Origin of the sequence: Terrabacter sp. Ter38 (assembly GCF_024519435.1) — a bacterium.
Taxonomy (GTDB): domain Bacteria; phylum Actinomycetota; class Actinomycetes; order Actinomycetales; family Dermatophilaceae; genus Terrabacter.
In genome coordinates this window covers 140,242-165,485 of record NZ_JALJRZ010000007.1, presented here as the reverse complement: position 1 = coordinate 165,485, position 25,244 = coordinate 140,242, and the positions used below count along the sequence as shown (strand labels likewise).

The following is a 25,244-nucleotide window of genomic DNA, read 5'->3' as shown; positions in this document are numbered from 1 at the left end:
ACCCACCCCGCCACGCGCCGCGGCGACAGGAGCGCCCGGCCCGCCAGGACGGCATACTCGCAGTCATGAGTGAGCCCGTGCCCACCCCGATCGAGGACTACGCAGTGCTCGGCGACCTCGGCACCGCCGCCCTCGTGAGCCGCAAGGGCTCCGTCGACTGGCTGTGCCTCCCCCGGTTCGACTCGCGCGCCTGCTTCTCGGCGCTGCTCGGCACACCGGACCACGGCCGCTGGCTCATCACGCCGGTCGACCCGGACGCGGTCACGACCCGCCGGTACGTCGGCAACTCGTTCGTCCTCGAGACGGTCCACGAGACTCCCACCGGCCGGGTGCGCGTCACCGACGTCATGCCGCTCGGCGACGGTCGCTCCGACCTCCTGCGCCGCATCGAGGGCGTCGAGGGCACGGTCCGGATGGTCCACGAGTGGACGGTGCGCTTCAACTACGGCCGCACCCGCCCGTGGGTGATGCGCCACACCGAGGACCGCGAGGACCACACCGACGAGATCATCACGGCCATCGCCGGTCCCGACATGCTCGTCCTGCGCGGCGCCCGCCTCCCCCACGCCCAGGACGGCCACCACGTCGACGAGTTCGACGTCGTCGCCGGTCAGACGTTCACCTTCTCGACGACGTGGTTCCGCAGCCACGAGGAGATCCCGCCACCGCTACGGGTGCGCGCGCGCATCGACGAGACGATCGCGCTGAGCGAGGAGTACGCCTCCCGCAGCGACTACGTCGGCCCCTACGAGGAGGCCGTCACGCGCTCGCTCCTCGTGCTGCGCGGCCTGACCCACCAGTCGACCGGCGGGATCGTGGCCGCCGCCACGACCTCGCTGCCGGAGGAGTTCGGTGGCGAGCGCAACTGGGACTACCGCTTCTGCTGGCTGAGGGATGCCGCCCTGACGCTCGAGGCCCTCCTCGGCTGCGGCTACGTCGAGGAGACCGAGCTGTGGCGGGCGTGGCTGCTGCGCGCCGTCGCCGGTGACCCCGAGGACATGCAGATCATGTACCGCGTCGACGGCGGCCGTGACCTCCCCGAGCGGGTGCTCGAGCACCTGCCCGGGTATGCCGCGTCGCGCCCCGTGCGCGTCGGCAACGCGGCCGTCGAGCAGCGCCAGACCGACGTGCTCGGCGAGGTGATGATCTCGCTCGACCACGCGCGGTCGAAGGGACTGGAGGAGAACGACGACTCCTGGCACCTGCAGCGGGCGCTCGTCAACCACCTCGCCCAGCACTGGGAGGAGGCCGACAACGGCCTGTGGGAGATCCGGGGCCCGCTGCGGCACTTCACCCACTCGCGCGTCATGGTGTGGGCCGCCTTCGACCGGGCGATCCGCGCCGTCGAGCAGCACGGCGTCGAGGGGCCGGTCGAGCACTGGCGCGAGCTGCGCGACCAGGTGCGCGAGGAGGTCATGACGAAGGGCTTCGACACCGAGCGCAACACCTTCGTCCAGCACTACGACACCGCCGAGGTCGACGCGTCCCTGCTCACGCTCTCGTCGATCGGCTTCGTCGACGGTGACGACCCGCGGATGCTCGGCACCATCGCCGCCGTCGAGTCCGACCTGCTGCGCGAGGGGCTCGTCATGCGCTACCGCACCGGCACGGGCGTCGACGGCCTGGCCGGCGACGAGCACCCCTTCCTCGCCTGCTCCTTCTGGCTGGTGACGGCCTACGCGAAGGCGGGTATGACGACGGAGGCCACCGAGCTGATGGACCGGCTCGTGGGCCTGACCAACGACGTCGGACTCCTCTCCGAGGAGTACGACCCGATCGCGAAGCGCATGGTGGGCAACTTCCCGCAGGCGTTCTCGCACCTGACACTCGTCGGCGCCGCCCTTGCCCTCGCCAAGGCCTCGGGCGCGGCGTCCGACGCGGCGACGGAGAAGCAGCCAGGGAGGGCCACGGCATGAAGCACGCCGACGTGACACCCGCGCTCGTCGCGGCCGAGACCGACCGGGTCGCCTCCACGGCGGCCTCCTTCCGCAACGACGCGGTGCTCGCCCCGTCGCTCTGCGCGGGATGGTCGCGCGGTCACGTGCTCGCGCACCTCGCCCGCAACGCCGACGCCCTGGTGCGCGTGTGCGACGTGGCCCTGACCGGCACCGCCGACACGATGTACGACGACGTCGACTCGCGTGACGCCGACATCGAGCGCGGCGCCCGTCGGTCGGCGCACGACCACGCGACCGACATCCGCGACACGGCGGCCCGCCTCGCCGAGCGGCTCGAGGCCCTGCACCCCGAGCACGCCGACGTCCGCGTCGAGCGCACCCCGGGCGCTTTCCCGATCCCTGTCGGGATGGTGCCGTTCATGCGGCTGCGCGAGGTCGTCTACCACCACGTCGACCTCGACGCCGGCTACACCTTCGCGAGCGCCCCGCCCGAGGTCGTGTCGCTCTTCCTCCGCGACGCCGCCAACCGCCTCGCGCACGACGACACGCCCCCGTCCCTGCACGTCGTGACGACCGAGGGAGACGACCACGTCATCGGTGACGGCGCGACGCAGGTGGCCGGGTCCGCCGCCGACGTCGTGCTGTGGCTCGCCCGCGGACGCACGGACGGCGTGAGCTTCGACGGTCCCGTCCCGACCCTGCCCTTCGGAGGCTGACGATGACGCACGCACCCGACGACCCGTACTCCGGTCACGTCACCGCGGGCGGGCCGCCCGGCGTCCGCGAGCTGGCCGACCTCACGATCCGCAAGCTCGAGGTCGGCGGCTTCGGCAACAACGCGTACCTGCTGACCTGTAGGGCCACCGGGGCGCAGCTGCTCGTCGACGCCGCGGCGGAGCCCGAGCGCCTGCTCGAGCTCGTGGCCGGCGGAGGGGGTGGCCTCGACGCCGTCGCCACGACGCACCAGCACCACGACCACGTCGGTGCGCTCGCCGAGGTCGTCGCGGCCACGGGCGCCCGCACCATCGCCGGCGCGGACGACGCCGACGCGCTGCCCGTGCCCGTCGACGATCGGGTCGGACACGGCGACACCGTGTCCGTCGGCGACGTCACGCTCGACGTCGTCCACCTCCGGGGACACACGCAGGGGTCGATCGCCCTCGCCTACGCCGACCCGGCGCCCGGCGGGCACACCCACCTCTTCACCGGCGACAGCCTCTTCCCCGGCGGCATCGGCAACACGAAGAACCCCGGGCAGAGCTTCGACTCCCTCATCGAGGACGTCACGACCCGCGTCTTCGACGTCTACGACGACGACACGTGGTTCTACCCCGGTCACGGCGACGACTCCACCCTGGGCGCCGAGCGCCCGCACCTCGACGAGTGGCGCGCCCGCGGCTGGTGACCGCCTGACCGGGCGGCACGGCACGCGCCCCGGCGCGATGGCGTATGCCGCCCCGCCGCCCCGCTGGTCAGGGCGCGGGAGCGTGGGCGGCGTGGACCGGGAGGCGCACGCGCATGCGGGTGTCGCCCGGCCGGGACTCGATCTCGATCGACCCGCCGTGGCGATCGACGACGATGCGGTGGGCGATGTCGAGGCCCAGGCCGGTCCCGCGGCCGACGTCCTTGGTCGTGTAGAACGGCTCGAACGCTCGCTGCTGCACCTCCGGGCTCATGCCCGCGCCGGTGTCACCGACCTCGACGACGACGGACTCTCCGTCGAGACGCGTCGTGACGGTGAGGGTGCCGACGCCGCCCATGGCGTCGACGGCGTTGTCGACGAGGTTGGTCCAGACCTGGTTGAGCTCGCCGGGCATCCCGTCGACGAGCGGCACGTCACCGCCCCAGTCGCGCACCACCGTGATACCGGGACGCAGCCGAGGGCCCATGACGAGCAGCGTGCTCTCCAGCCCCTCCCGGACGTCGACCCGCTGGTGCGAGGCGCGGTCCATCTGCGAGTAGGACTTGATGCCGGCGACGAGCTCGGACACCCGGCGGGTCGACTCGCGCACCTCGCCGAGGAGCGACGAGACGTCGATGGTGCGGGCGACCCAGCCGAGACAGGCGCCGAGCCCGTTGGACGGTGCCGCCGCGGCGGCCCGCTCGACCCAGCCGACGTCGGCGCCGGCGGAGACGAGGGACGCGGCGAGCTCCCACGGCCGCTCGACACCGGCCCGGTCGAGCCACTCCCCCAGGACCTCCTCGCGGTCGGCGGTCTCGAGCGGGTCGGGCAACGTCGTCGGCGGTACGAGCTCGCCGCGCAGCGCGTCGAGCTCACCGAACTGGGTCGCGGTCAGACCGGCCGTGGCCATCTGGCGCAGGGCGTCGAGCAGACCGTCGCAGGCGTGCGCGAGCTCGGCGGAGGACCGGGCAGCGGCAGCCGCGGGGTTGTTGATCTCGTGGGCCAGCCCGGCCGCGAGCGTCCCGAGCGTGACGAGCCCGCTGCGCTGGCGGGCCGTCGCCTCGATCGACCGCGCCGTGCCGTAGAGGCCTGCGACGAGGTGCGCGGCGAAGGGGAACCAGATGTTCGCCAGCTCGCCGAGGCGCTCGGCCGGGACCTGCAGCAGCCGTCCGGGCGCGACGCCACGGGCCGTCGCGAGGTAGACCCCGTGCTCGTCCCAGGCCCGGAACCCGCCCGCCCAGCGACCGGGCACGTCCATCCGGCCGACGACGACGTCCTCGCGGCCGATGTGGCGCGAGAGGTCGAGTGCTCCGTCGACGACGACCCACCAGAAGTCGGCGCGGTCACCTTCGAGCCAGACCACCTCGCCGGGGACGATCGGCACCTCGGCGCCGCCCTCGAGCAGCTGCACGAGCTGGTCGTCGTCCAGCCCGTCGAAGAGCGCCACCGTGCGGAGGTCGGAGAGCTCGAGCATCGCGGGTCCCGTGTGCCGGTCAGATCGTGGCGAGGTAGCGGTGGACGAAGTAGACGGACATCGAGCCCTCGCCGACGGCGGACGCGACGCGCTTCATCGAGTCCGAGCGCACGTCGCCCGCCGCGAAGACGCCCGGCAGGCTCGTCTCCAGGGCGAACGGCGGCCGGGCGAGTGGCCACCCGTGGGCCTGCTGTCCGACGACCAGATCGTGGCCGGTGACGACGAAGCCGTGCTCGTCGCGTGCGACGTCGGCGCCGAGCCAGTCGGTGCGCGGCGACGCGCCGATGTAGACGAACAGCCAGGCGGCCTCGACCTCCGTCGTGGCGCCGGTGTGCCGGTCCGAGAGGGTGAGCCGCTCCAGGTGGCCGTCACCGTCCACCGCGACGACCTCGGTGCGACACAGGACGCGGATGCGCTCGTCGGCACGGATCCGCGTGACGAGGTACTGCGACATGCTCGCCTCGAGCGACTCGCCGCGGACGACGAGGGTGACGCGCCTGGCGTGGCGGGCGAGGTTGAGCACCGCCTGGCCTGCCGAGTTGGCGGCGCCGACGACGTAGACCTCGTCCCCGGCGCACGCCGCCGCCTGGCCGGCGTTGGACCCGTAGTGCACGCCACGACCCGAGAGTGCGTCGATGCCGCGGGCCTCGAGACGTCGGTAGGACACGCCGGTGGCGAGGACGACGCTGCGAGCCTCGATGTCGTCGGCTCCGTCGAGGCGCACGGCACGGACCGGTCCGCGCTGCTCGAGCGCCATGACGTCCCGGGCGAGCACCATCTCGGCGCCGAAGCGGCGGGCCTGCGCGATCGCCCGCTGCGCGAGGTCGGCACCGGAGAGGCCCCGCGGGAAGCCGAGGTAGTTCTCGATCGCCGCGCTCTGCCCGGCCTGCCCGCCGGGGGCGTCGTGCTCGACGACGACGGTGCTCAAGCCCTCGGAGGCGGCGTAGACCGCGGCGGCGAGCCCTGCCGGTCCGCCGCCGACGATGCAGAGGTCGTAGAGGGCGCGCTCGGCCCGGGTGCGCAGCCCCAGGGCCGTCGCGACGGCGACCGGTGTCGGGGCACGGAGGGTGTCGCCGTCGGGGACGAGGACGAGCGGGAGGTCCTCCGGCCCGGCGCCCGCGAGGTCGCGCAGGTGAGCCCCCTCCTCGTCGCGCTCCACGTCGAGCCAGACGTACGGAACGTGGTTGTTGGCGAGGAAGGTCTTGACGAGGTCGCTCGCCTCGGACCACCGGTGGCCCACGACGCGGACGTCGGACGCGCGCTCCGGGTGCGCGTTGTGCCAGTCGGAGAGCAGGTCGTCGACGACGGGGTAGAGCCGGTCCTCGGGCGGGTCCCAGGGCTTGAGGAGGTAGTGGTCGAGCCCGATGTCGTTGATGGCCGAGATCGCGACGTCGGTGTCGGCGTACGCCGTGAGCAGCAAGAGCTTGGCGTCCGGGACGTCGACCCGCACCCGAGCCAGCAGCTCGATGCCGGTCATCCCGGGCATCCGCTGGTCGGACGCGACGAGCGCGAGGGGCTGGTTGCGCAGGACGAGACGAGCCACGAGGTCGAGGGCCTCGGGCCCGGAGGACGCGCGCAGGATGCGGTGCTCGGCGCCGTAGCGGGCCCGCAGGTCCCTGGCGATCGCGGCCGAGACCGGCGCGTCGTCGTCCACGGTGATGATCGCGGGTCTCGCCACGCGCTCAGCGTACGAGCGGGAACCCGTGTGCGGGGGCGAGTCGGGGCGGTTCACCCCGTCGAGGTGGGCGGGACGAGACGGGCGGAGCGGGGCACGGTGTCACGAACCGGGCACGCGGCGTCGCGTGCCGCGTCGGGCGTCACCCGGTGTCGCGGCCACGCGGCGTCCCGCTACTGGGCGTCCTCGAGGTCCGACGTCGTGTCGGGGTCGAGCTCCGCGATGAGCGACTCGAGCTCGGACCGGAGGAAGTCGAGGTCCGGCGGGACGTTGGTCAGCAGGAGGTGGCGGCGCGGGTTGCCCGCGACGGAGAGGCCGACGCCGAGGCGCGACCGGCCGTGGCGTGCCCGCCAGGTCCGCTCCAGCCGGGGCCCACCCGTCCAGTCGAGCGGGGCGTGCAGCCATCCCTGGACGTCGACGAGGTCTCCGTCGGGGCCGTGACGTCGGTTCTTCGGGGGATCGAATCCCTCCAGGGTGATTCGCTCTTCCATACTCCTGACGGTACGGCGCCCAGAGCCTGCAGACCAGTACCTCTCCGAGGTCCACACCGATTCGTGAGGGAAGGGACAGGGGGGTATCAGGCAGCGGACCGCCGGCCACTGACGGGCAACCGTGCGAAGGAGCCATCCATGTCTGTCACCACCGCTGTCGTCAGCCAGGAGTCCGAGCGCTACGTCGCGCTCGCCGCCACCCACGCGAGCCTGTTGCTCAGCGTCGACGCGCTCCCCCGCTCGCTCGCGGACGCCGAGGTCGAGTCGGCGGCGACGCCGGTGCACGACCTGTCAGGAGACGTCCTCTTCTGGCGGGCCCGCCTCCGGGGCAGGAAGGCTCGTGGCTACCTCGACGTCGGAGCCAGTTCCGCGATGGGCGCCGTCCTCGTCGCCGCCTCGCCCGATGCCGTCTGGGAGCCCGAGCGCCTCGTCGAAGAGGCCCTCGAGGTGGTCGCCAAGCAGAACGACGGCACCCAGGTGGACGTCGACGAGGTGCGCTTCGTGGACTACAGCCACCCGAAGCTCGCGCTCCAGCTCCTCCGCGAGGGTCGCGAGGTGACGATGCTGGAGCTGCACACGTGGGAGGTCGTCCCGCCGGCGAGCAGGCGCGAGCGCGGCGCACCCCCAGCCGACTTCGAGCGCTGGTCCTTCCTCGGCAGCCTGACCGCGAAGGCCCGCGAGTCCCGGGCCGCGCGCTACGACACCGCGGTCGGCGAGCTGTCGCGGCTCGTCGAGCGCCTCGACCGGGACCGCTACACGGTCTCCGTCGTCGACACCGTCGACATCCTGCTGCGCACCCGCCGTCGGGACCTGCACTACAGCACGCGCACCAGCGACCACCAGGTCTGCTACGAGCTGCGCGGCCAGCAGACCAACGTGTGGTGCGTCGCCGCGAGCGTGCAGATGCTGCTCGACTTCTACCGCTACCAGTACGACCAGGTGCGGGTCGCGGCCGAGCTCGGCCTCGGCACGCTGTCGAGCCCGACGGGGCTGCCCTACGCGAACGACGCGCTCGTCGTCACCGTCCTCGAGCGGCTCAGCAGCAACGCCCTCGACGCGACGATGTACACGACGAACCCGTTCTCGCGTTTCGTCAGCGAGATCAACGCCAACCGGCCGCTCGTCAGCTTCGTGCCGGGCCACTCGCGGACCGTCGTCGGCTACTCCGAGACGGGCTGGCTCCTGCTGACGGCCACGGACCGTGGGCTCACCGTCTTCGACCCGTGGCCGCCGAGCACCGGAGTCGTCACGCGCTGGGAGAACTTCGACGTGACGACGTACCGCCGCACCTTCACCGCGCAGGTCACACTGGCCTGATGGACCGTGACGCCGACCGCCCCGGGGGGACCCGCGACGACGGCTCGATCCTCGCCGAGCACGCCCGCGCCGCGGCGCAGCAGCTCGTCGCGGACGCGAACAGGGTCGGTCCACTCGTGCACGGGCGGGGCGTCGTGGGGCGACCGGTGCCGGTCCGGTCACCGGGCTCGGTCAGCGCCCCGGGCGACCGGGTGGACGAGATGCGACCGTGGTTCGTGCCCGTCACCATCGGCGAGCGCCTCCTCGGGTTCGCGCTCGTCGACGTCGCGACGACTCCGCCGGGCACGGACGGCAGCGACGTCCGCGAGCCCGCTGCACGCATACGCCGGTGGTCGACGTTCCAGCGTCACGAGGGCGACCTCGAGTCGTGCCCGCCGGCACTCCTCTGGACCGACCTGCCGACCATCACGGCCACGGCCGTGGCCGCCGCCGGCGAGGGCGCCGGCGAGGGCGCGCACACGGGCGAGCCGGTCCTCACGTGGGAGCGGACGCCGGAGCACCTCGTGTGGGAGGTGACCGTGGACGGCCGGCCCGTGCACGTCGCCGGGTCCGCCGCGTGGCCGGCCTGAGCGAGCCCAGGAGCCGGGTGCGAGGATGACGGGCGTGAGCCCGTCCGTCGCCGTCCACGCCGTCACCGCCACCCACCTCGTCCGCGTCCCCGTGACGACGGTCTGGTCCAGCCCGGGGAGCCCACGCCCCGTCGACGCGCCCGTCGTCGCCGACGAGCCCGATGCCGCGGCCTGGCTCGCCGCACTCGACGGGCACCCCTCCGACGACGAGTCCGGCCAGGGGCGGCTCGGTCTACACGGTCGGGTGGAGTCGCAGCTGCTCGCCGGGGAGCCCGTCGTCGTGACGGAGACCTCCGAGTCCGGCACGTGGTCCCACGTCGTGGCACCGTGGCAGCTCTCCCCCAAGGACGACCGCGGCTACCCGGGGTGGGTGCCCTCGGCCCACCTGACGCCCGCTGGCGAGACCCTCGTGGAGGGTCCGGCGCCGGTCATCGACGCGCCCGGCGCGCCCGACCCCGACGACACGCACCCGGCGGTCGCCGAGGCCCGCCGCCACCTCGGACTGCCCTACCTGTGGTCCGGCGTGTCCCCCCTCGGCTTCGACTGCTCAGGACTCGTGCTGCACACGTGGCGCCTCCTCGGCGTCGTGGTAGCCCGCGACGCGTACGCCCAGGCGGAGCTCGCGACGCCGGTCGAGCCCGACGCCGTCGAGTCGGGCGACCTCTACTTCTTCGCCAGGCCGGGTCAGCGCATCCACCACGTGGGCATCGTCGTGCGCCCCGGGCGGATGGTCCACGCCTCGGAGACCGGCGGCGTGCTCGTCGAGGAGGACCTGCCCGCCGACCGCCTCGCCACCCTCGTCGGCGCAGGGCGCCTGCCGATGCCGTGAGCGTCGACTCCCGCAGCGCTCCCCTGCTCGTCCTCGGCGGTGTCGTCTCCGTCCAGTTCGGTGGTGCCTTCGCAGCCACGCTCGTCCCCCGCATCGGGGCGCCCGGCTCGGTGCTGCTGCGCCTCTTCTTCGCGATGGTCATCCTCTATGCCGTCGCGCGCCCGTCGTGGCGGGGTCGCAGCCGTTCCGACTGGGGCACCGTCGTGCTCTTCGGGCTCGCGCTCGCCGCGATGAACACCTCGTTCTACGCATCCCTGGCGCACCTGCCCATCGGCGTGGCCGTGACGATCGAGTTCCTCGGCCCACTGGGTCTCGCCGCCGCGCTGAGCCGTCGGCCGCGGGACGTCCTGGCGGTCGCCGCGGCGGCACTCGGCGTCGTGCTCGTCTCCGGGGTGCTGCACACGTCGTGGGACCAGCTCGACCTCGTGGGCGTCGGTTTCGCCGCCCTCGCGGGCGTCATGTGGGCGGCCTACATCGTCCTCAGCCAGCGCACCGGGAAGGCGTTCGGGGGTCTCGACGGGCTGGCCTTCGCCCTCATCGTGTCGACGGTCGTGGTCGCACCGCTCGGCCTGGCGTCCGTCGACCGCTGGACGCCGCGGGACGTCGCGCTCGGTCTCGGCATCGCCGTCCTGTCGTCCGTGCTGCCCTACTCGCTCGAGCTGGTCGCCCTGCGCCACCTCGCACAACGCGTGTTCGGCATCCTGCTGAGCCTCGAGCCGGTCGTCGCGGCCCTCGCGGGGTTCGTCGTCCTCGACCAGGTGCTCGACCGAGGGCAGGTGGCCGGTATGGCACTCGTCGTCCTCGCCAGCGTCATCGTCCTCGGCGCCCAGTCGCGTCCCGAGTCACCGGACGCCGCGCTGGGGCCGGGCTGATGTCCCGCCGGGCCTCGTGCTTGACCTCAGGTGCACCTGAGGTCCTACCGTCGCCGGATGACCTCCAGCACGATGCGCCCTGACACCGGCGCGGCCGTCCCCGACGCGGGCGGCGGCATCCTCGCCCCCGCGCTGCGGGCCACGACCATCGGCGTCATCGCCCTCGTCTCCCTGCACGCCTTCGAGGCGCTCGCCCTGACCACCGTCATGCCGACGATCGCCCGCGAGCTCGACGGCGCGTCCTTGTACGCCATGGCCTTCACGGCCACGCTCGCATCGGGGATCGTCAGCATCGTGTGGTCCGGCAACCTCGCCGACCGTCGCGGGCCGCGGCCGCCACTGCTCATCGGCCTGGTGCTCTTCGCCGCCGGTCTCGTCGTCGCCGGCCTCGCGCCCACGATGGGGGTCCTCGTCGCAGCGCGGGTCGTGCAGGGCCTGGGGGCAGGCATGACGAGCACGGCGCTCTACGTCCTCGTGACCCGCGTCTACCCCCAGCGACTGCACACGGCGATCCTCGCCGGCTTCTCGGCCGCCTGGGTCGTGCCGTCGATCGCGGGACCCTTCGTGGCCGGCCTCGTCACCCAGACGATCGGCTGGCGCTGGGTCTTCGGGCTGGCACTCGTCGTCCTCGTCGTCGCGGCCGTGCTGCTCGGCCGCATCATCACCGGGCTCCGGCAGGACGTCGTCGACGTGCCCTGGCGATGGCGGTCGATCGCCGCGTCCGTCGTGCTCGCCGTCGCCGTGCTCGGTCTCAACGCGGCCGCCGACCGGCTCGACCCGTGGGGCGTCACCCTGGCGGTGCTCGCCCTCGTCGTCGTGGGCCTGACCCTCATCCCGCTCACACCGCGCGGGACGTTGCGGGCCGCGCGGGGGCTGCCGACCGACGTCGCGCTGCGTGCCCTCGCCTTTGCCGCGTTCAGTGGCGCCGAGGTCTACCTGCCTCGCCTCCTGACCGAACGCGACGGCCTCAGCCCCAGCCTCGCCGGCGTCGCCCTCACGGTCACGGGTGTCACCTGGTTCGCCGGATCATGGGTCCAGGGCCGCTGGGACCGCCGTTTCGAGATCGGACGCACGGCGGCCCTCTCCCTCGCCGCGATCGCCCTCGCCCTCCTCGCCCTCGCCGGAGCCGTGGCGCTCGACGCTCCGACCTGGGTCGTCATCGCCCTCTTCCCCGTCGTCGGCCTCGGGATCGGGACGCTCTACCCGCGCGTGACGGCCCAGGCCCTCGCGCGCGCCGGGTCCACGGAGCAGGGCTTCGTCAGCTCGGCCCTGCAGATCGGCGACTCGTCGGGGGCCGCGACGGCGATCGCCCTCTCGGCCATCGTCTTCGCCGGGGCCGGCTCGTCGGTCCCCGGGGCGTATGCCGTCGTCTTCACGGTCATGGCCGTCCCCGCCCTGCTCGGCTGGGTCGTCGCGCACCGCGTCCGCTGACCACACCGGGCCGTCGGACTGACGTCCTCCACCGGGGCCGCCTCCGGATCCCGAGGTCCCCCTGTCACACGTGCAGGCGGTGACAGGGGGACGACGCGCCGCGGGTCAGAGGATGTAGCCGCTGGAGGCGCTCCAGATGGCGTGGGTGCGGCAGTTGGAGTCGGCGTACTCCTTGGACGTCGACTCGAACACGGAGTAGAGACGCTTGACCGACGAGCCCGCAGACTGCGGAGCCCAGACGATCCCCTCCATCATCGGCAGGGTGTTGTGGCTCGTGCGAGCACCCGTCGACCTCACCTGCGTCGTCACCTTGCTCAGGTTGTCCCGGCCCCACGAGCGGCTGAAGACGAACCGGCTGCTCGTGACCTGCACGCCCTGGACGATGGTCGGCGTGGAGTAGGAGGCGTTGGGGGCCAGCGTCACCGTGCCGGCGGCGGACGTCGGGTAGCGACGCATGACGTTGTTGTAGAAGTCGCCGACGAAGAGGGAGCCACCGTCGTAGTCGACGTAGGACGCCCGCGCCAGGCTGTTCAGGGTGTAGCGCGCGGCGTAGCTGACCGCCTTGCGGGCGCCGGCGGGCACGGCACGGATGCGGTCGATCGGGATGCGGTAGATCCGCGCGCCGCCGACGCTGTCGGCGACGTAGAGGTTGCCTCTCCCGATCGTGAGACCGCCCGCATGTCCCGTCTTGGGGACGCCGCTCAGCTCGATCGTCTTGACCCATGCGGAGGTCGATCGCTTGTAGACGACGATGCGCGGCACCTCGGCGGCGTCACGGTGGTACATCGAGACGTAGAGGTAGTCGCCCGCGGAGTCGTACGTCATCCCCTGCGGCACCCAGTTGGTGTCCTTGTAGGCCCCGAGCGTGTGGCCCGACCAGTGGTCGAACGCGTTGAGCTGCGGGTCGGCGCAGCTGCTCACCTTGGCGAAGCCGACCGGGTCGGCAGCCGTGGCCGGCGATGCGGCGACGACGCCGAGCGTCGGTGCGAGCGTCAGTGCGAGCCCAGCGGCCACGGTGCGCAGTCTTGTCCTCATGAGGTTCCCCTGTCGTCGTCGGAGGACCTCTTCCCCCGATGCTCGGACCCTACTCGCGGCCGACGCCCACGGAGGGCGACGTCACCGGGCAATCCGGCAACGCGTCAGCCCGCTTCGGTAGCGTGCAGGGCATGCCCATCAAGCTCGAGAACGTCGGCATCGCCGTGGACGACCTGGAGGCGACGATCGCCTTCTTCACCGATCTCGGACTGACGGTGCTCGGCCGGGACACGGTCAGCGGTGCGTGGACCGACACCGCTGTGGGCCTCGACGGCAACCACGCCAGGATCGCCATGCTCCAGACGCCGGACGGGCACGGCCGCCTCGAGCTCTTCGAGTACATCCACCCCAGCGCCATCGAGACGACGCCCACGCTGCCCAACGAGATCGGGATGCACCGAGTCGCCTTCTCGGTCGACGACATCGACGAGGCTCTGGCGATCGCTGCGAGGCACGGGTGCCACCCGCTGCGCGGCGTGGCGACCTACGAAGACGTCTACAAGCTGACGTACCTGCGCGGACCCAGCGGCATCATCGTCATGCTGGCCCAGGAGCTCAAGGGCGCCTGATGCCGGCGCCTCCTGGTCGACGCACGGCGGCTGCCGTTGCACGACGGAGGAGGCGTCCGGCGGGCGCGTCCTGACGCGCCCGCCGGACCGGGTGGTCGGCGGACGCGTCGTGACGGCATACCTCAGCGCTGGTCGTGCGTGGCGCGAGGAGTGGTCATGTCGTCCTCGGCCGGCGGTCCGGCGGCGGCGTCCGCGGACACGTCGGGAGCCTCGATGTCGCCATCCTGGCGGCCGTCAACGGCGGCAGAGCCGTTCGCGGCCGCGAGCTTCGCGTCGCGGCTGGACTTCCAGAGGCTCGCGACGGTGGTGACGCCGAGGATGAGGACGATGGCACCGAGCGAGACGAGGATCGGGATATCGGGGACGCCCTCGATCGGCTGGCCGCCGTTGATGAACGGCAGGTTGTTCTCGTGCATCGCGTGCATGAAGAGCTTGACGCCGATGAAGGCGAGGAGAACCGCGAGGCCGATGCTGAGGTAGACGAGCTTCTTGAGCAGGCCGCCGATGAGGAAGTAGAGCTGGCGCAGTCCCATGAGGGCGAAGATGTTGGCCGTCAGGACGAGGTACGGCTCGTTGGTCAAGCCATAGATCGCCGGGATCGAGTCGAGCGCGAAGAGCAGGTCGGTCGTGCCCAGGGCCAGGATCACGATGAGCATCGGCGTGATGAGGCGCTTGCCGTTCTCGATCACCGTCAGGCTCGTGCCGTGCCACTCCTTGGTCGCCGGGAAGCGCTTCTCGACCCAGAGCAGGAAGCGGTTCTCGTGGTACTCGTCGTCGTCGCTCTCGCCGCCGGTCGCGAGCTTGATCGCCGTGTAGACGAGGAAGGCGCCGAAGATGTAGAAGACCCACGCGTACGCGTTGATGACGACCGCGCCGAGCCCGATGAAGATGCCACGCAGGATGATCGCGATGACGATGCCGACCATGAGCGCCGACTGCTGGAGCTTCTTCGGCACCTTGAAGCTGCCCATGATGAGCAGGAAGACGAAGAGGTTGTCGACGGACAACGAGTACTCGGTGAGCCAGCCGGCGTAGAACTCGCCGGCGTACTGCGCGCCCCACTCGAACCAGATGAAGAGTCCGAAGAGGACGGCGAGGCCGACGAAGAAGGCCAGATGCCTGCCGGCCTCGGCCATCGACGGGACGTGGGGTCGCCGCGCGATGACGAAGACGTCGACCGCGAGGAAGACGGTCATCAGACCGATGGTGAGGAACCAACCCCACACGGGAACGTTCATGGGCACAACCTTCCGGTCACCAGAGCAGTAACCGGAGGTCTCTCCCGCCCGGCGAGCTGCCGGACCGACGGGACCGGGAGCGGCGGTGAGACCCACTCCGTGATGACGAGCCCGTCGTGTCGGGGATACTCCCCTCCGTGAACGCCTGAGTCTTTCACTCCGAGCCGCGCGCCTCAAATCGGTCCGCACCGTGAGCACGACGGGTCGACTGTCGCACGGCGGTCATCCGACCGTCCCGGGGCGCTTGCTGCGCGGCAGACCCGAGACGACGATCTCGTAGGAGGTCTCGATCGCCTCGAGGAGCTCATCCGGGTCGATCGCGCCCGTGGTGCGCAGGGTGTTCCACCCGTGCCGGCCGATGTAGGCCATGACCGAGGCGTCGTCGGGGTAGCGATGCAGCCACTCGTCGGCCTCGGTGCGGCTGCGAGCGCTCTTGACGCCGATCGAGTCGTCGCCGAGGAAGACGAAGATCTTGTCGCCGACCTTGGCGACGGTGTCGCCGTCCCACGGGGAGTCCTCCCACGCCCCGGGGAGCGCAAGGGCGGCGGCGCGGAGCCGTGCCGCCACGCCCCTCCCGGCACCCTCAGCCATCAGCGTGCCCTCCGTGCCCTCACCGTGCCCTCACCGTGCCCTCACCGCGTCGCGGCACTCATCTGCCGCAGCTCCTTCTTGAGGTCGCCGATCTCGTCGCGCAGGCGCGCTGCGAGCTCGAAGTGCAGCTCGGCCGCCGCCTGGTGCATCTGGGTCGTGAGCTCCTGGATGAGCCCGGCGAGGTCCGCCGCGGCCATGTCCGCCGGACGGTTGGTCGAGCCACCCGCGGACACCCCAACGTCGGCCGCCATCGCGCCGCGCCCCGAGCCGCTCTTGCCGCGAGACTGCATGCGCCCCGAGCCGAGCAGCTCCTGGGTGTCGGCGTCCTCACGCTCGAGCAGGTCGGTGATGTCGGCGATCTTCTTGCGCAGCGGCGTCGGGTCGATGCCGTGCTCGGTGTTGTAGGCGATCTGCTTCTCACGGCGCCGGTTGGTCTCGTCGAGCGCCTGCTCCATCGACGGTGTCATCTTGTCGGCGTACATGTGGACCTGGCCCGACACGTTTCGGGCCGCGCGCCCGATGGTCTGAATGAGTGACCGGGCGGAGCGGAGGAAGCCCTCCTTGTCGGCGTCGAGGATCGACACGAGCGAGACCTCGGGCAGGTCGAGGCCCTCGCGGAGCAGGTTGATGCCGACGAGGACGTCGAAGACACCGGTGCGCAGCTCGCGGAGCAGCTCGACCCGGCGCAGCGTGTCGATGTCGCTGTGGAGGTAGCGGACCCGGATGCCCTTGTCGAGGAGGTAGTCGGTGAGGTCCTCGGCCATCTTCTTCGTCAGGGTCGTGACGAGGACACGCTCGTTGCGCTTCGTGCGCTCCTGGATCTCGTGCATGAGGTCGTCGATCTGGCCCTTGGTCGGCTTGAGCACGACCTCGGGGTCGATGAGACCGGTGGGGCGGATGATCTGCTCGACCGGCGGCCCGGACTTGGCCAGCTCGTACTCCCCCGGCGTCGCCGAGAGATAGACCGTCTGCCCGATGCGCTCGAGGAACTCCTCCCACTTCAGGGGCCGGTTGTCCATCGCGCTCGGGAGACGGAAGCCGTGCTCGACGAGCATCCGCTTGCGGGACATGTCGCCTTCGTACATCGCGCCGATCTGCGGCACCGTCTGGTGCGACTCGTCGAGGACGAGGAGGAAGTCCTCCGGGAAGTAGTCGATGAGGCAGTTCGGGGCCGAGCCGGACGTGCGACCGTCGATGTGGCGGCTGTAGTTCTCGATGCCGTTGCAGAAGCCGACCTGCCGCATCATCTCGAGGTCGTACGTCGTGCGCATGCGCAGGCGCTGGGCCTCGAGGAGCTTGCCCTGCTTCTCGAAGAGGGCCAGCTGGTCCTCGAGCTCGAGCTCGATCCCCCGGATCGCGCGCTCCATCCGCTGGGGGCCGGCGACGTAGTGCGACGCCGGGAAGACGTACATCTCCTGCTCCTCGTTGACGACCTCGCCGGTCACGGGGTGCAGGGTGTAGATGCGCTCGATCTCGTCGCCGAAGAACTCGATGCGGATCGCGAGCTCCTCGTAGACGGGGATGATCTCGACGGTGTCGCCGCGGACGCGGAAGGTGCCGCGCGTGAAGGCGAGGTCGTTGCGGGTGTACTGCATCTCGACGAAGCGGCGGAGCAGGTCGTCGCGCACGACCTCCTGGCCGACCTTGAGCCGGGCCATCCGGTCGACGTACTCCTGCGGCGTCCCGAGACCGTAGATGCACGACACCGAGGCGACGACGATGACGTCACGTCGGGTCAGCAGCGAGTTGGTCGCCGAGTGCCGCAGCCGCTCCACCTCGTCGTTGACCGAGCTGTCCTTCTCGATGTAGGTGTCCGTCTGGGGGATGTAGGCCTCGGGCTGGTAGTAGTCGTAGTAGCTGACGAAGTACTCGACGGCATTGTTGGGCAGCAGCTCGCGGAACTCGTTGGCGAGCTGCGCGGCGAGCGTCTTGTTGGGTGCCATGACGAGGGTCGGCCGCTGGACCTGCTCGATGAGCCAGGCCGTCGTGGCCGACTTGCCGGTGCCGGTGGCACCGAGCAGCACGGTGTCGGTGTCCCCCGCCCGGACCCGCTTGGCGAGCTCGGCGATCGCCGTGGGCTGGTCACCGCTCGGGGTGTACTCGGAGATCACCTCGAAGGGGGCCACCGTGCGCTGGAGGTCGGTCGTGGGACGCATGGCTCAACCGTACGTCGCACGACCGACAGCGCCCACTCGCCTACTCCTCCCAGACGTAGGCGGGTCGCAGCTCGATGGTGTCGCCGGGCCCCGCGAAGTTCACGGCGAGCTCCTCGGCCCGCTCCCGGGTGGCCACGTCGAGCAGGAAGAAGCCGGCCAGGTGCTCCTTGCTCTCGGCATACGGACCGTCCGTCGCGACCGTGCCGCTCTCGGCCCACCGGTAGAGCCGTGCCGACGCCGGGTCGCCGAGCGCCTCACCGCCCTTGAGCTCACCGCTCTTCGACAGCTCCTCGAGCATCGCGTCGAAGGCCGCGCCTCCGGCGTCGCGCTCCTCCTGCGGCCGGGCCAGCGCCTCGGCGACGAAGTCACCGGTCGGGTGGCCCCACGGCCGCGGGTTGGAGTGGATGAGGATGACGTACTTCATGGGATGTCCCTTCGGTTCGCGGGTGGCCAGTCTGCCGCCTCCGGAGGGACGTCGGAGCGGACACGCCGGTCTCGACATCACGGGACGCGGTGGGTCCACCCCGGGGTCGCGAACTTCTCGTCGACGAGCCGCTGGGCCTCGGCGAGCTCGGCCTCGGTGTAGTCGGAGACCGTCGTCCGGTAGCGCCGGGCGAACGACGCCGTGAACGACTCGAGGATCGCGTCGCGCGTCATGCCCGTCTGCGAACGCATCGGGTCGACACGCTTGTTGGCGGACTTCGTGCCCTTGTCGCTCATCTTCTCGCGGCCGATCCGCAGCACCTCGAGCATCTTGTCAGCGTCGATGTCGTAGGCCATCGTCACGTGGTGCAGGACCGCACCCGACACGAAGCGCTTCTGCGCGGCACCGCCGATCTTGCCGCGGTCGCTCGCGATGTCGTTGAGCGGCACGAAGTGGGCCGTCACACCGACGTCGGCGAGCGCCTCGATGACCCACTCGTCGAGGAAGGAGTAGGACCGCTCGAAGCTCAGCCCCTCGACGAGGGAGGTCGGCACGACGAGCGAGTACGTGATGGTGTTGCCGGGCTCCATGAACATGGCACCCCCGCCGGAGATGCGCCGCACGACGTCGATGCCGTGGCGCTCGGCCCCCTCCGGGTCGATCTCGTTGCGGAAGGACTGGAACGAGCCGATGACGACGAGCGGGCTGTCCCAGTCCCAGAAGCGCAGCGTCGGCGGGCGCTCCCCCGCGGCGACCTCGCGCGCGATGACCTCGTCGAGGGCGACGTGCAGCGCCGGGTCGAGAACGCGGGCGGAGATGACGTCGAAGGCGTGGTCGTCCCACCCGGTGGCCTTGCCCAGGGCACGACGGATGGCGATGCCGATCGACTCGGCCGTGAAGCCGATGAGGGACACGCCGTCGCCGAGGGCGCCCGTCACGGCGGCGGCCAGCTGCTCGACGCCTGCGTCGACGGGCATGCCCGTCAGGGCTGCGTTGATGTCGCCGAGCGCCTCGTCGGGCTCGAGGAAGAAGTCACCCGACACGCTCACCCCGGCGAGCCGGCCGTCCACCTCCTCGAGGTCGACCGCCACGAGCTTGCCACCGGGGACCTTGTACTCACCACGCATGTCACGCTCAACACCACACACCCCCTGCGTATGCCGGGTGCCCCCTACCGCGGCTGCCATCCGGTGCGCTCGGCCCAGTCCGTCGCGCGCTGCCACGCGCCCTCGAACCACGCCTCCTTGGCCACGACGTAGTCCGAGGTGGCTTCGTGCAGCCCGAGCAGCCGGCGCTTCTCCGCGGCATACGCCTCCCGTTCGGGCGGCTCGTGGCGCAGCCAGTCGCGGAAGAGGAGCGCGAATCGCCAGCCTCCGGAGCCGTGCTCACGGACGTGGACGTGGACGTGGCTGCCCGGGTCGCACCCGCCGAGGAAGCGCTTGGTCCAGTCGGCCGGGTCGGACCCGAGCGGGTGGGGCGTGTCGCTGTGGATGCCGTGGGAGAAGACGTACCCGGCGTCCCGGAACGCCCGCTGCACATCGTCCCGGTCGGCGTCGGCGAGGTGGCGGACCCCGATCTGGACGTCGATGACGTCCTTGGCGAGCAGGCCAGGCACGGACGTGGAGCCGATGTGCGACACCTCGGTGACGATGCCCGTCGGTGCGAGTGCCGCAGCGAGACGGGCGACGACGCGCTCGGCGCGTGGCTCCCAGTCCGCGCGGGGGTCGACGACGCACTCTCGCGCGAGGTCCGGCCGGCGTGACCGGGTGCCGGTCACGAGGTTGCTCTCATAGGGCACGAGCCGCTCGTGCCAGAGGGCGTCGACGGCGCGGGCGAGGTCGTCGGGCGTACCGGCGTTGTCGAGCACGACGTCGGCGACCGCACGGCGCTGGTCGTCGGTCGCCTGGGCGGCGATGCGGTGCCGGGCGTCCTTCTCGTCGAGGCCTCGCTCTCGGACGAGCCGGCGCACCCGCGTCTCGACGTCCGTCTCGACGACGACCGTGAGGTGCTCGTGCACCCACAACCCGCGCTCGACGAGGAGGGGCATGTCGTAGACGGAGACCGTGTCGTCAGGAGCGTCGGCCCGACGCTCGGCGACGCGGGCCGCGATGGCTGGCCCGGTGATGGCGTCGAGCGCATCGAGGGCGTCGCGGTCGGGGAAGACGATCGCGGCCAGGGCTGCCCGGTCGAGGCTGCCGTCGTCACGCACGACCGCCTCACCGAAGCGTGCCCGGATCCGTTGCAGGGTGGGCTCGCCCGGCTCGACGACCTCGCGGGCGACGGCGTCCGCGTCGATGACGTGCGCGCCCCGCTCGGCCAGCCGTCGCGAGACCGTGGACTTGCCCGACCCGATCCCTCCGGTGACTCCGACGCGCAGCACGGGTGACCTCAGGCGAGGCGGGCGGGGAAGCCGCCCCTGGCGACCGGACCCCACCGGGTGGGCGTGACCCGAAGCAGGGACTTGCCCTGGTCGCGCATCGCCTGGCGGTACTCGTCCCAGTCGGGGTGCTCGCCCGAGATGGCGCGGAAGTAGTCGACGAGGGGCTCGACGGAGTCCGGCAGGTCGATGACCTCGCAGTCGCCGTCGACCTGCACCCACTCACCGCCGAAGTCGTCGGACAGGACGAGGACGCTGACCTGCGGCCGGCGCCGGGCGTTCGTCGTCTTGGCACGCTCGGGGTAGGTGGAGATGACGATGCGTCCCTGCTCGTCGACGCCGCCCGTGACCGGCGAGGCCTGCGGGCGCCCGTCGGCGCGCTGCGTCATGAGCACCATCGAGTGGCGCGGACGGACGAAGTCGAGCATCGCGTCGCGGTCGACCTCGGTGTTGGTCGCGATCTGGCGGGGCATGGTCATTCCTCCTGCTCGGCGCTGCTGGCGCGGTCGAAGATCGCGACGACCGCCTCGGCCAGCCAGGCGGCATACATCGTGTGGGTCCACCCGCAGCGTCGCACGAAACGGTCGTAGATCTCGGGCGACGTCACGGTCCAGACGATGTCGATGAAGCGCTCGCGGTCGAGCTGTGAGGGCAGCCCGTGAGCGGCCTCGAGGGCGTTGAGGGCGTTCGTGTTGCCTGCCCGGCGCTCGCGGTCGATCGTCGCGACGAACTCCTGCAAGCCCGTGTCGCCGCCGGCGCCCTGGGCGAGGAGCACGCCGAGAAGGGGGCCGACCCGCTCGTAGATCGTCGCGCACAACGCGGCGTACGCCCGGACGAAGCCCTCACGGTCCGGGGCCGTCGACATGGCGCGGAACTCCGGCCGGTCCTGCATGGCGACGGGCGCGTCGTCACCGACGAGGAGCACGTCGTAGACCGCCTTGACGACGGCCGCCTTGCCGCCGACGGCGTTGTAGACGGTCTGCGCGCTGACGCCGGCGTTCGCGGCGAGCGCGCTCACGGACATGGCGTGGTAGCCGTCGCGCAGGAGCATCTCGCCGGCAGCCTCGATGATCCGGCGCCGGGTGGCCAGGGCTGCTTCCGCACGCGAGCTGTTGTCGTACGCCCGGTCTGTTGACATCGGAGCCCTTCGAACGCATCATGAGTTCGCTGGAACGGCGTTCTAGCGAATGGGTGGGGTCCAGGGGTCCCCACCCGTCTGCTGCACCGAACGGTGACAGCGTCGACATCGGCGCCTGTCGACCGCACGAGTGTGCCACGGGCGCCACGGCTCCGCCCCGGAGGGGCACCGGAGGGGGAGCGAGGGGCCGGACCATCAGGTCCGGCCCCTCGCTACGGCACGAGGCACGGCATCGCGAGCCCTCGGCGTCAGGCGGGTGCCGGCGCGAGCACCGAGACGGCTCGGTCGGGGTAGTCCGACACGATGCCGTCGACTCCCGCCTCGACGAGCTCGACCATCCGCGCCGGCGCGTTGACCGTCCACGGCAGGACCGCGAGTCCGGCCGCGTGCGCGCGGTGCACGAAGTCCGCGTCGACGAGCACGTGTTCGGGCGAGATCACGCCGGCGCCGACGGCGGCGGCCCCGGCACACACGTCGTCGTGCGACTCCCCCACCCTGACGCTGCCCGTCCAGGGGCTGCCCGGCACCCACGTCACCGCGGCCTCGACGAGGGCCGACCGGATGACGTCGGGCGCGAGCTCTGCCGAGAGCTCGAGCACGGCCCAGTCGAACGAGTGCATGAAGCACTGCCGTTCGAGCCCGGCCTCGTGGACGCTCGCCAGGACCGCCTCGAGGAGCTGTCGACGTCGAGATGACTCACCCGGGTCGAGCGGGTCGACCTTGAGCTCGATGGTCCACCACACGTCGGGCGCGTGCTCGATCCCGTGCGCGAGCACCTCGTCCAACGTCGAGATGCGGGCGCCCGGCGACGGTCGCTGCTCCGGGAAACCGGCGAGCGTCTGGCTGCCGACGTCGACCGTGCGCAGCTGCTCGAGGCTCAGGTCGGCGACCCGGGCACCCACGAGGCCCGGCTCGGTCGACCGGCACTTGGGAGGCAGCAGCACCGGGTCGTGCCAGACGACGACCTCCCCCTCGGCGGTGAGCCGGACGTCGAGCTCGACGCCGGTCACCCCGGCGTCGTACGCGGCGGCGAAGCTGGCCAGCGTGTTCTCGACGACGAGCCCCTTGGCGCCGCGATGCCCCTCGACGTCGAAGCGGCCCGACGCCCAGGGACCGGGGCGAGATGCCATCCTCAGGCCTCGATCCGCTCGCCGGAGGCAGCGTCGAAGAGATGGACCTCGCCGTGGTTGGGCTCGACGTGCACGGTGTCACCGACCGTCAGGTGGGTGCGCTTGTCGAGGCGCACGGTGACGCGGTCGGCGCCCTCGTCGGCGCCGACCGGGCGGCCGTAGACGAACGACTCCGAGCCGAGCGACTCGACGAGCTCGACGGTGAGCGCGAGCGCGGACGGGTCGGAGCCGTCCCGGCTCCCACCCGCCGGCGTCTCGACGACGTGCCACGACTCCGGACGGAGCCCGACGACGACCTTCTCCCCCGCACGACCGGCGACAGCACGGTCCAGGGGCACCGGGACGCCGTGGACGCGCGCCACGCCCTCGCGCACTCCGGACTCGACGAGCGTGATCGCCGGCGAGCCGATGAAGGCCGCGACGAAGGTGTTGACCGGATGGTCGTAGAGCCGCTCCGGCGTGTCGACCTGCTGGAGCTTCCCGTCGCGCAGCACCGCGACGCGGTGACCCATCGTCATGGCCTCGACCTGGTCGTGGGTGACGTAGACCGTCGTGATGCCGAGCCTGCGCTGCAGGCCCGCGATCTGCGAGCGGGTGGACACGCGCAGCTTGGCGTCGAGGTTGGACAGCGGCTCGTCCATGCAGAAGACCTTGGGGTTGCGCACGATCGCCCGGCCCATGGCGACGCGCTGGCGCTGACCGCCCGACATCTGGCCGGGCTTGCGGTCGAGCAGCGGTTCGAGCTCGAGGATCTTGGCGGCCTCGGCGACCCGCTGCTTCGTCTCGGCCTTGCTCACCTTCGCGTTGTCGAGGGCGAAGGCCATGTTCTGGGCGGCCGACATGTTCGGGTAGAGCGCGTAGCTCTGGAAGACCATGGCGATGTCCCGGTCCCGCGGGCGCACCCCCTTCTGGTCGTGACCGTCGACGAGGATGCGCCCGCCGTCGACCGGCTCGAGACCCGCGAGCATCCGCAGGGTCGTCGACTTGCCGCAGCCCGAGGGGCCGACGAGGACGAGGAACTCACCGTCGGCGATGTCGAGCGTGATGCCGTCGACCGCCGGGACGTCGTCCTTGGAGAACCGACGAGTCGCCTCGTCGAAGTACACGGTTGCCATCGGTGGCCTCTCGGGTCGTTCTGGTTCGGGGGTCTGGAGCCGGGGACGTGGGAGGTGGCGAGCGTGCTCGCCACCTCCCACGTCACTCCGGAGCGGTCCGGCGGGTCCGTGCAGGCCTCGCCGGACGGCATACGACCGGGTGGTGAGTGGCGCGTCAGGCGCCGAGCTTGCTCTTGATCTGCGAGTCGAACACCTGCTGGCTCTCGGCGTCGAGACCCTTGAAGACGGTCGCGACGTCCTGGCCCTGGACGATCTGGTCGAGCCCCTTGCCGATGCGGGCGCCGCCACCGGGCAGCAGCACGCGGGCGTTGTCCTGCGACCGCGTCTTGGGCAGCTGCTCGATGGCCGTCTTCGCGTTCGGGTTCTTCTCGAGGAACGCCTTCTCCTCCGGCAGGTCCACGGCCGACTTCCGCACCGGCATGTAACCGGTCGCCTGCGTGAACGTCACGGTGTTCTGCGCGTTGGTGAGGAACTCGATGAACTTCAACGCGTTCTTCTTGCGGTCGTCCGAGATCGTCGCCGGGATGCCGACGCCCGCACCACCGGTGGGACAGTTGCCGTCACCGGGCAGGAAGGCGGTGCCAACGGGGAACTTCGCGTCCTTGGCCACGCCACCGAGCGAACCCGTCGACATCATGCTGCAGGCCACGATGCCGGCGGTGAAGTCGGGCGCGGGGTCCTTGGACAGCTTGAGGTAGCCGTCCTTGGCGAGGTTCTGCAGGTAGGTCCCGGCCTTGACCGTGTTGGGGTCCGAGAACGTCGGCGTCCACTCCTTCGAGTAGGCACCGCCGTAGCCCCACACCATGTTCTGGAAGACCCAGTCGAGGTAGTTCGAGCCGTCGGGCAGCTCCATGACGATCTTGTCGGAGCCGGCCGCCGCCTTGAGCTTCGGTGCCCACGTGAGGAACTCGTCCCAGTCCTTCGGGCCGCGGTCCTCGAGACCCGCCGCCTTCCAGAGGTCCTTGTTGTAGTAGAAGAGCGGCGTCGACCGCGAGTACGGCAGCGCGTAGTGCTTGTCGTCGAGGTTGTAGTCGTTGTAGAGCGCGTCGACGTAGTCGCTCGTCTCGATCTTCGCTGACGACAGCAGATCGTCGAGCGGGCTCAGCTGCTTGTTGAGCGCGAAGTTGAACCACGTGACGTCCGAGACGACGACGACGTCGGGCAGCGAGCCGCCGGCGAGCGAGGCGTTGAACTTCTGCGCGACCTCCTCGTAGTTCTTGCCGGCGTCGACGAGCTTGACCTTGAGGCCCGAGTTGGCCGCCTCGAAGGCCTTGATGATCTCCTGCTCGACCGGCTTGCTGTTGCCGGGGTGGTTGCTCCAGAACTCGATGGTGTTGCTCGAGCCGCCGCCGCCGCCCGTCGTCGGGGACGTGCCGGTGCCCGCGCAGGCCGCAAGACCGGCGACGCCGGCCGCGCCGGCGAGGCCGAGGAAGCCTCGACGTGAGAACTCGTTCATGGATGGTGCCTTTCCCTGTGGTGGTGGGTGGGGTCGTGAGGATGGATCGGCAGGCGG

The 25,244-nt window shown here is 71.4% G+C and carries 24 protein-coding genes; 9 read left to right on the top strand and 15 right to left on the bottom strand.

The features are described from left to right. The first annotated feature begins 65 nt into the window (after positions 1–65). From NR112_RS15525 to NR112_RS15515, 3 genes are read left to right on the top strand one after another with little or no spacing between them, the layout of a single operon-like run. Positions 66–1,916: a glycoside hydrolase family 15 protein gene (locus NR112_RS15525; RefSeq protein ID WP_256795211.1), complete on the top strand. Its 1,851-nt coding sequence runs from the start codon at positions 66–68 to the stop codon at positions 1,914–1,916. Beyond that, positions 1,913–2,614: a maleylpyruvate isomerase family mycothiol-dependent enzyme gene (locus NR112_RS15520; protein WP_256795210.1), complete on the top strand. Its 702-nt coding sequence runs from the start codon at positions 1,913–1,915 to the stop codon at positions 2,612–2,614. The genes NR112_RS15525 and NR112_RS15520 overlap by 4 nt, the downstream gene beginning before the upstream one ends. A 2-nt stretch (positions 2,615–2,616) precedes the next feature. After that, positions 2,617–3,303 (top strand): MBL fold metallo-hydrolase, encoded by a 687-nt coding sequence (locus NR112_RS15515; RefSeq protein ID WP_256795209.1) that lies wholly within the window; start codon positions 2,617–2,619, stop codon positions 3,301–3,303. A 67-nt stretch (positions 3,304–3,370) separates the two neighbouring features. Here the strand turns inward: NR112_RS15515 and NR112_RS15510 are convergent, their stop codons facing one another. From NR112_RS15510 to NR112_RS15500, 3 genes are all read right to left on the bottom strand, one after another. After that, positions 3,371–4,774, bottom strand: coding sequence for an ATP-binding protein (locus NR112_RS15510; protein ID WP_256795208.1), 1,404 nt, complete (start codon positions 4,772–4,774; stop codon positions 3,371–3,373). A 19-nt stretch (positions 4,775–4,793) separates the two neighbouring features. Beyond that, positions 4,794–6,452 carry an FAD-dependent oxidoreductase gene (locus tag NR112_RS22990; RefSeq protein WP_256795207.1) on the bottom strand — a complete coding sequence of 553 codons (1,659 nt, stop codon included), beginning with the start codon at positions 6,450–6,452 and terminating at the stop codon, positions 4,794–4,796. 170 nt (positions 6,453–6,622) lie between these two features. Continuing rightward, positions 6,623–6,940: a hypothetical protein gene (locus tag NR112_RS15500; RefSeq protein ID WP_256795206.1), complete on the bottom strand. Its 318-nt coding sequence runs from the start codon at positions 6,938–6,940 to the stop codon at positions 6,623–6,625. Positions 6,941–7,078: 138 nt separating this feature from the next. Between NR112_RS15500 and NR112_RS15495 the strand changes: the two genes are divergently transcribed. The 5 genes from NR112_RS15495 to NR112_RS15475 are packed head-to-tail and all read left to right on the top strand — an operon-like array spanning position 7,079 to position 11,958. Further along, positions 7,079–8,257, top strand: coding sequence for a C39 family peptidase (locus NR112_RS15495; protein ID WP_256795205.1), 1,179 nt, complete (start codon positions 7,079–7,081; stop codon positions 8,255–8,257). Further along, the gene (locus NR112_RS15490) at positions 8,257–8,826 is read left to right on the top strand and encodes a hypothetical protein (protein ID WP_256795204.1); all 570 of its coding nucleotides are present in this window, start codon (positions 8,257–8,259) and stop codon (positions 8,824–8,826) included. The genes NR112_RS15495 and NR112_RS15490 overlap by 1 nt, the downstream gene beginning before the upstream one ends. 34 nt (positions 8,827–8,860) lie before the next feature. Beyond that, positions 8,861–9,655, top strand: coding sequence for a C40 family peptidase (locus tag NR112_RS15485; RefSeq protein WP_256795203.1), 795 nt, complete (start codon positions 8,861–8,863; stop codon positions 9,653–9,655). Beyond that, the gene (locus NR112_RS15480; protein ID WP_256795202.1) at positions 9,652–10,527 is read left to right on the top strand and encodes a DMT family transporter; all 876 of its coding nucleotides are present in this window, start codon (positions 9,652–9,654) and stop codon (positions 10,525–10,527) included. The genes NR112_RS15485 and NR112_RS15480 overlap by 4 nt, the downstream gene beginning before the upstream one ends. Before the next feature lie 57 nt (positions 10,528–10,584). Then, on the top strand, positions 10,585–11,958 hold the full coding sequence (locus NR112_RS15475) for an MFS transporter (protein ID WP_256795201.1): 1,374 nt from the start codon (positions 10,585–10,587) through the stop codon (positions 11,956–11,958). A gap of 105 nt (positions 11,959–12,063) precedes the next feature. Here the strand turns inward: NR112_RS15475 and NR112_RS15470 are convergent, their stop codons facing one another. Beyond that, positions 12,064–12,993, bottom strand: a complete 930-nt coding sequence (locus NR112_RS15470) for a hypothetical protein (protein ID WP_256795200.1) — start codon at positions 12,991–12,993, stop codon at positions 12,064–12,066. 131 nt (positions 12,994–13,124) lie between these two features. Here NR112_RS15470 and NR112_RS15465 point away from each other — a divergent pair, with 131 nt between their 5' ends. After that, entirely contained in the window at positions 13,125–13,562 is a 438-nt protein-coding gene (locus tag NR112_RS15465) for a VOC family protein (RefSeq protein WP_256795199.1), read from the top strand. A 122-nt stretch (positions 13,563–13,684) separates the two neighbouring features. Here NR112_RS15465 and NR112_RS15460 read toward each other — a convergent pair whose 3' ends face one another. The 11 genes from NR112_RS15460 to NR112_RS15410 all read right to left on the bottom strand — a co-directional run bounded on the left by NR112_RS15460 (position 13,685) and on the right by NR112_RS15410 (position 25,187). Further along, positions 13,685–14,800 (bottom strand): TerC family protein, encoded by a 1,116-nt coding sequence (locus NR112_RS15460; protein ID WP_256795198.1) that lies wholly within the window; start codon positions 14,798–14,800, stop codon positions 13,685–13,687. Between the two features lie 222 nt (positions 14,801–15,022). Continuing rightward, a complete protein-coding gene (locus tag NR112_RS15455) occupies positions 15,023–15,391 on the bottom strand; it encodes an MmcQ/YjbR family DNA-binding protein (RefSeq protein ID WP_256795197.1) in 369 nt (122 codons plus the stop codon). A gap of 41 nt (positions 15,392–15,432) precedes the next feature. Next, entirely contained in the window at positions 15,433–17,547 is a 2,115-nt protein-coding gene (gene uvrB, locus NR112_RS15450; protein ID WP_256795196.1) for an excinuclease ABC subunit UvrB, read from the bottom strand. 40 nt (positions 17,548–17,587) lie between these two features. After that, positions 17,588–17,971, bottom strand: coding sequence for a YciI family protein (locus NR112_RS15445; protein ID WP_256795195.1), 384 nt, complete (start codon positions 17,969–17,971; stop codon positions 17,588–17,590). Between the two features lie 77 nt (positions 17,972–18,048). Then, the gene (locus NR112_RS15440) at positions 18,049–19,098 is read right to left on the bottom strand and encodes a biotin/lipoate A/B protein ligase family protein (protein ID WP_256795194.1); all 1,050 of its coding nucleotides are present in this window, start codon (positions 19,096–19,098) and stop codon (positions 18,049–18,051) included. Positions 19,099–19,142: 44 nt separating this feature from the next. Beyond that, entirely contained in the window at positions 19,143–20,351 is a 1,209-nt protein-coding gene (gene coaE, locus NR112_RS15435) for a dephospho-CoA kinase (protein WP_256795193.1), read from the bottom strand. 8 nt (positions 20,352–20,359) lie between these two features. Then, positions 20,360–20,821 (bottom strand): PPOX class F420-dependent oxidoreductase, encoded by a 462-nt coding sequence (locus NR112_RS15430; protein ID WP_020144076.1) that lies wholly within the window; start codon positions 20,819–20,821, stop codon positions 20,360–20,362. Positions 20,822–20,823: 2 nt separating this feature from the next. After that, on the bottom strand, positions 20,824–21,486 hold the full coding sequence (locus NR112_RS15425; protein WP_256795192.1) for a TetR/AcrR family transcriptional regulator: 663 nt from the start codon (positions 21,484–21,486) through the stop codon (positions 20,824–20,826). 248 nt (positions 21,487–21,734) lie between these two features. Beyond that, a complete protein-coding gene (locus NR112_RS15420; protein WP_256795191.1) occupies positions 21,735–22,616 on the bottom strand; it encodes a glycerophosphodiester phosphodiesterase family protein in 882 nt (293 codons plus the stop codon). 2 nt (positions 22,617–22,618) lie between these two features. Beyond that, the gene (locus NR112_RS15415; RefSeq protein ID WP_256795190.1) at positions 22,619–23,731 is read right to left on the bottom strand and encodes an ABC transporter ATP-binding protein; all 1,113 of its coding nucleotides are present in this window, start codon (positions 23,729–23,731) and stop codon (positions 22,619–22,621) included. Positions 23,732–23,885: 154 nt separating this feature from the next. Further along, the gene (locus tag NR112_RS15410) at positions 23,886–25,187 is read right to left on the bottom strand and encodes an ABC transporter substrate-binding protein (RefSeq protein ID WP_256795189.1); all 1,302 of its coding nucleotides are present in this window, start codon (positions 25,185–25,187) and stop codon (positions 23,886–23,888) included. Positions 25,188–25,244: the final 57 nt, after the last annotated feature.

Coding starts and splice junctions, on each gene's coding strand:
- NR112_RS15525 (WP_256795211.1), top strand. CDS start 66: ATGAGTGAGCCCGTGCCCACCCCGATCGAGGACTACGCAGTGCTCGGC.
- NR112_RS15520 (WP_256795210.1), top strand. CDS start 1,913: ATGAAGCACGCCGACGTGACACCCGCGCTCGTCGCGGCCGAGACCGAC.
- NR112_RS15515 (WP_256795209.1), top strand. CDS start 2,617: ATGACGCACGCACCCGACGACCCGTACTCCGGTCACGTCACCGCGGGC.
- NR112_RS15510 (WP_256795208.1), bottom strand. CDS start 4,774: ATGCTCGAGCTCTCCGACCTCCGCACGGTGGCGCTCTTCGACGGGCTG.
- NR112_RS15500 (WP_256795206.1), bottom strand. CDS start 6,940: ATGGAAGAGCGAATCACCCTGGAGGGATTCGATCCCCCGAAGAACCGA.
- NR112_RS15495 (WP_256795205.1), top strand. CDS start 7,079: ATGTCTGTCACCACCGCTGTCGTCAGCCAGGAGTCCGAGCGCTACGTC.
- NR112_RS15490 (WP_256795204.1), top strand. CDS start 8,257: ATGGACCGTGACGCCGACCGCCCCGGGGGGACCCGCGACGACGGCTCG.
- NR112_RS15475 (WP_256795201.1), top strand. CDS start 10,585: ATGACCTCCAGCACGATGCGCCCTGACACCGGCGCGGCCGTCCCCGAC.
- NR112_RS15470 (WP_256795200.1), bottom strand. CDS start 12,993: ATGAGGACAAGACTGCGCACCGTGGCCGCTGGGCTCGCACTGACGCTC.
- NR112_RS15465 (WP_256795199.1), top strand. CDS start 13,125: ATGCCCATCAAGCTCGAGAACGTCGGCATCGCCGTGGACGACCTGGAG.
- NR112_RS15460 (WP_256795198.1), bottom strand. CDS start 14,800: ATGAACGTTCCCGTGTGGGGTTGGTTCCTCACCATCGGTCTGATGACC.
- NR112_RS15455 (WP_256795197.1), bottom strand. CDS start 15,391: ATGGCTGAGGGTGCCGGGAGGGGCGTGGCGGCACGGCTCCGCGCCGCC.
- uvrB (WP_256795196.1), bottom strand. CDS start 17,547: ATGCGTCCCACGACCGACCTCCAGCGCACGGTGGCCCCCTTCGAGGTG.
- NR112_RS15445 (WP_256795195.1), bottom strand. CDS start 17,971: ATGAAGTACGTCATCCTCATCCACTCCAACCCGCGGCCGTGGGGCCAC.
- NR112_RS15440 (WP_256795194.1), bottom strand. CDS start 19,098: ATGCGTGGTGAGTACAAGGTCCCCGGTGGCAAGCTCGTGGCGGTCGAC.
- NR112_RS15430 (WP_020144076.1), bottom strand. CDS start 20,821: ATGCCCCGCCAGATCGCGACCAACACCGAGGTCGACCGCGACGCGATG.
- NR112_RS15425 (WP_256795192.1), bottom strand. CDS start 21,486: ATGTCAACAGACCGGGCGTACGACAACAGCTCGCGTGCGGAAGCAGCC.
- NR112_RS15420 (WP_256795191.1), bottom strand. CDS start 22,616: ATGGCATCTCGCCCCGGTCCCTGGGCGTCGGGCCGCTTCGACGTCGAG.
- NR112_RS15415 (WP_256795190.1), bottom strand. CDS start 23,731: ATGGCAACCGTGTACTTCGACGAGGCGACTCGTCGGTTCTCCAAGGAC.
- NR112_RS15410 (WP_256795189.1), bottom strand. CDS start 25,187: ATGAACGAGTTCTCACGTCGAGGCTTCCTCGGCCTCGCCGGCGCGGCC.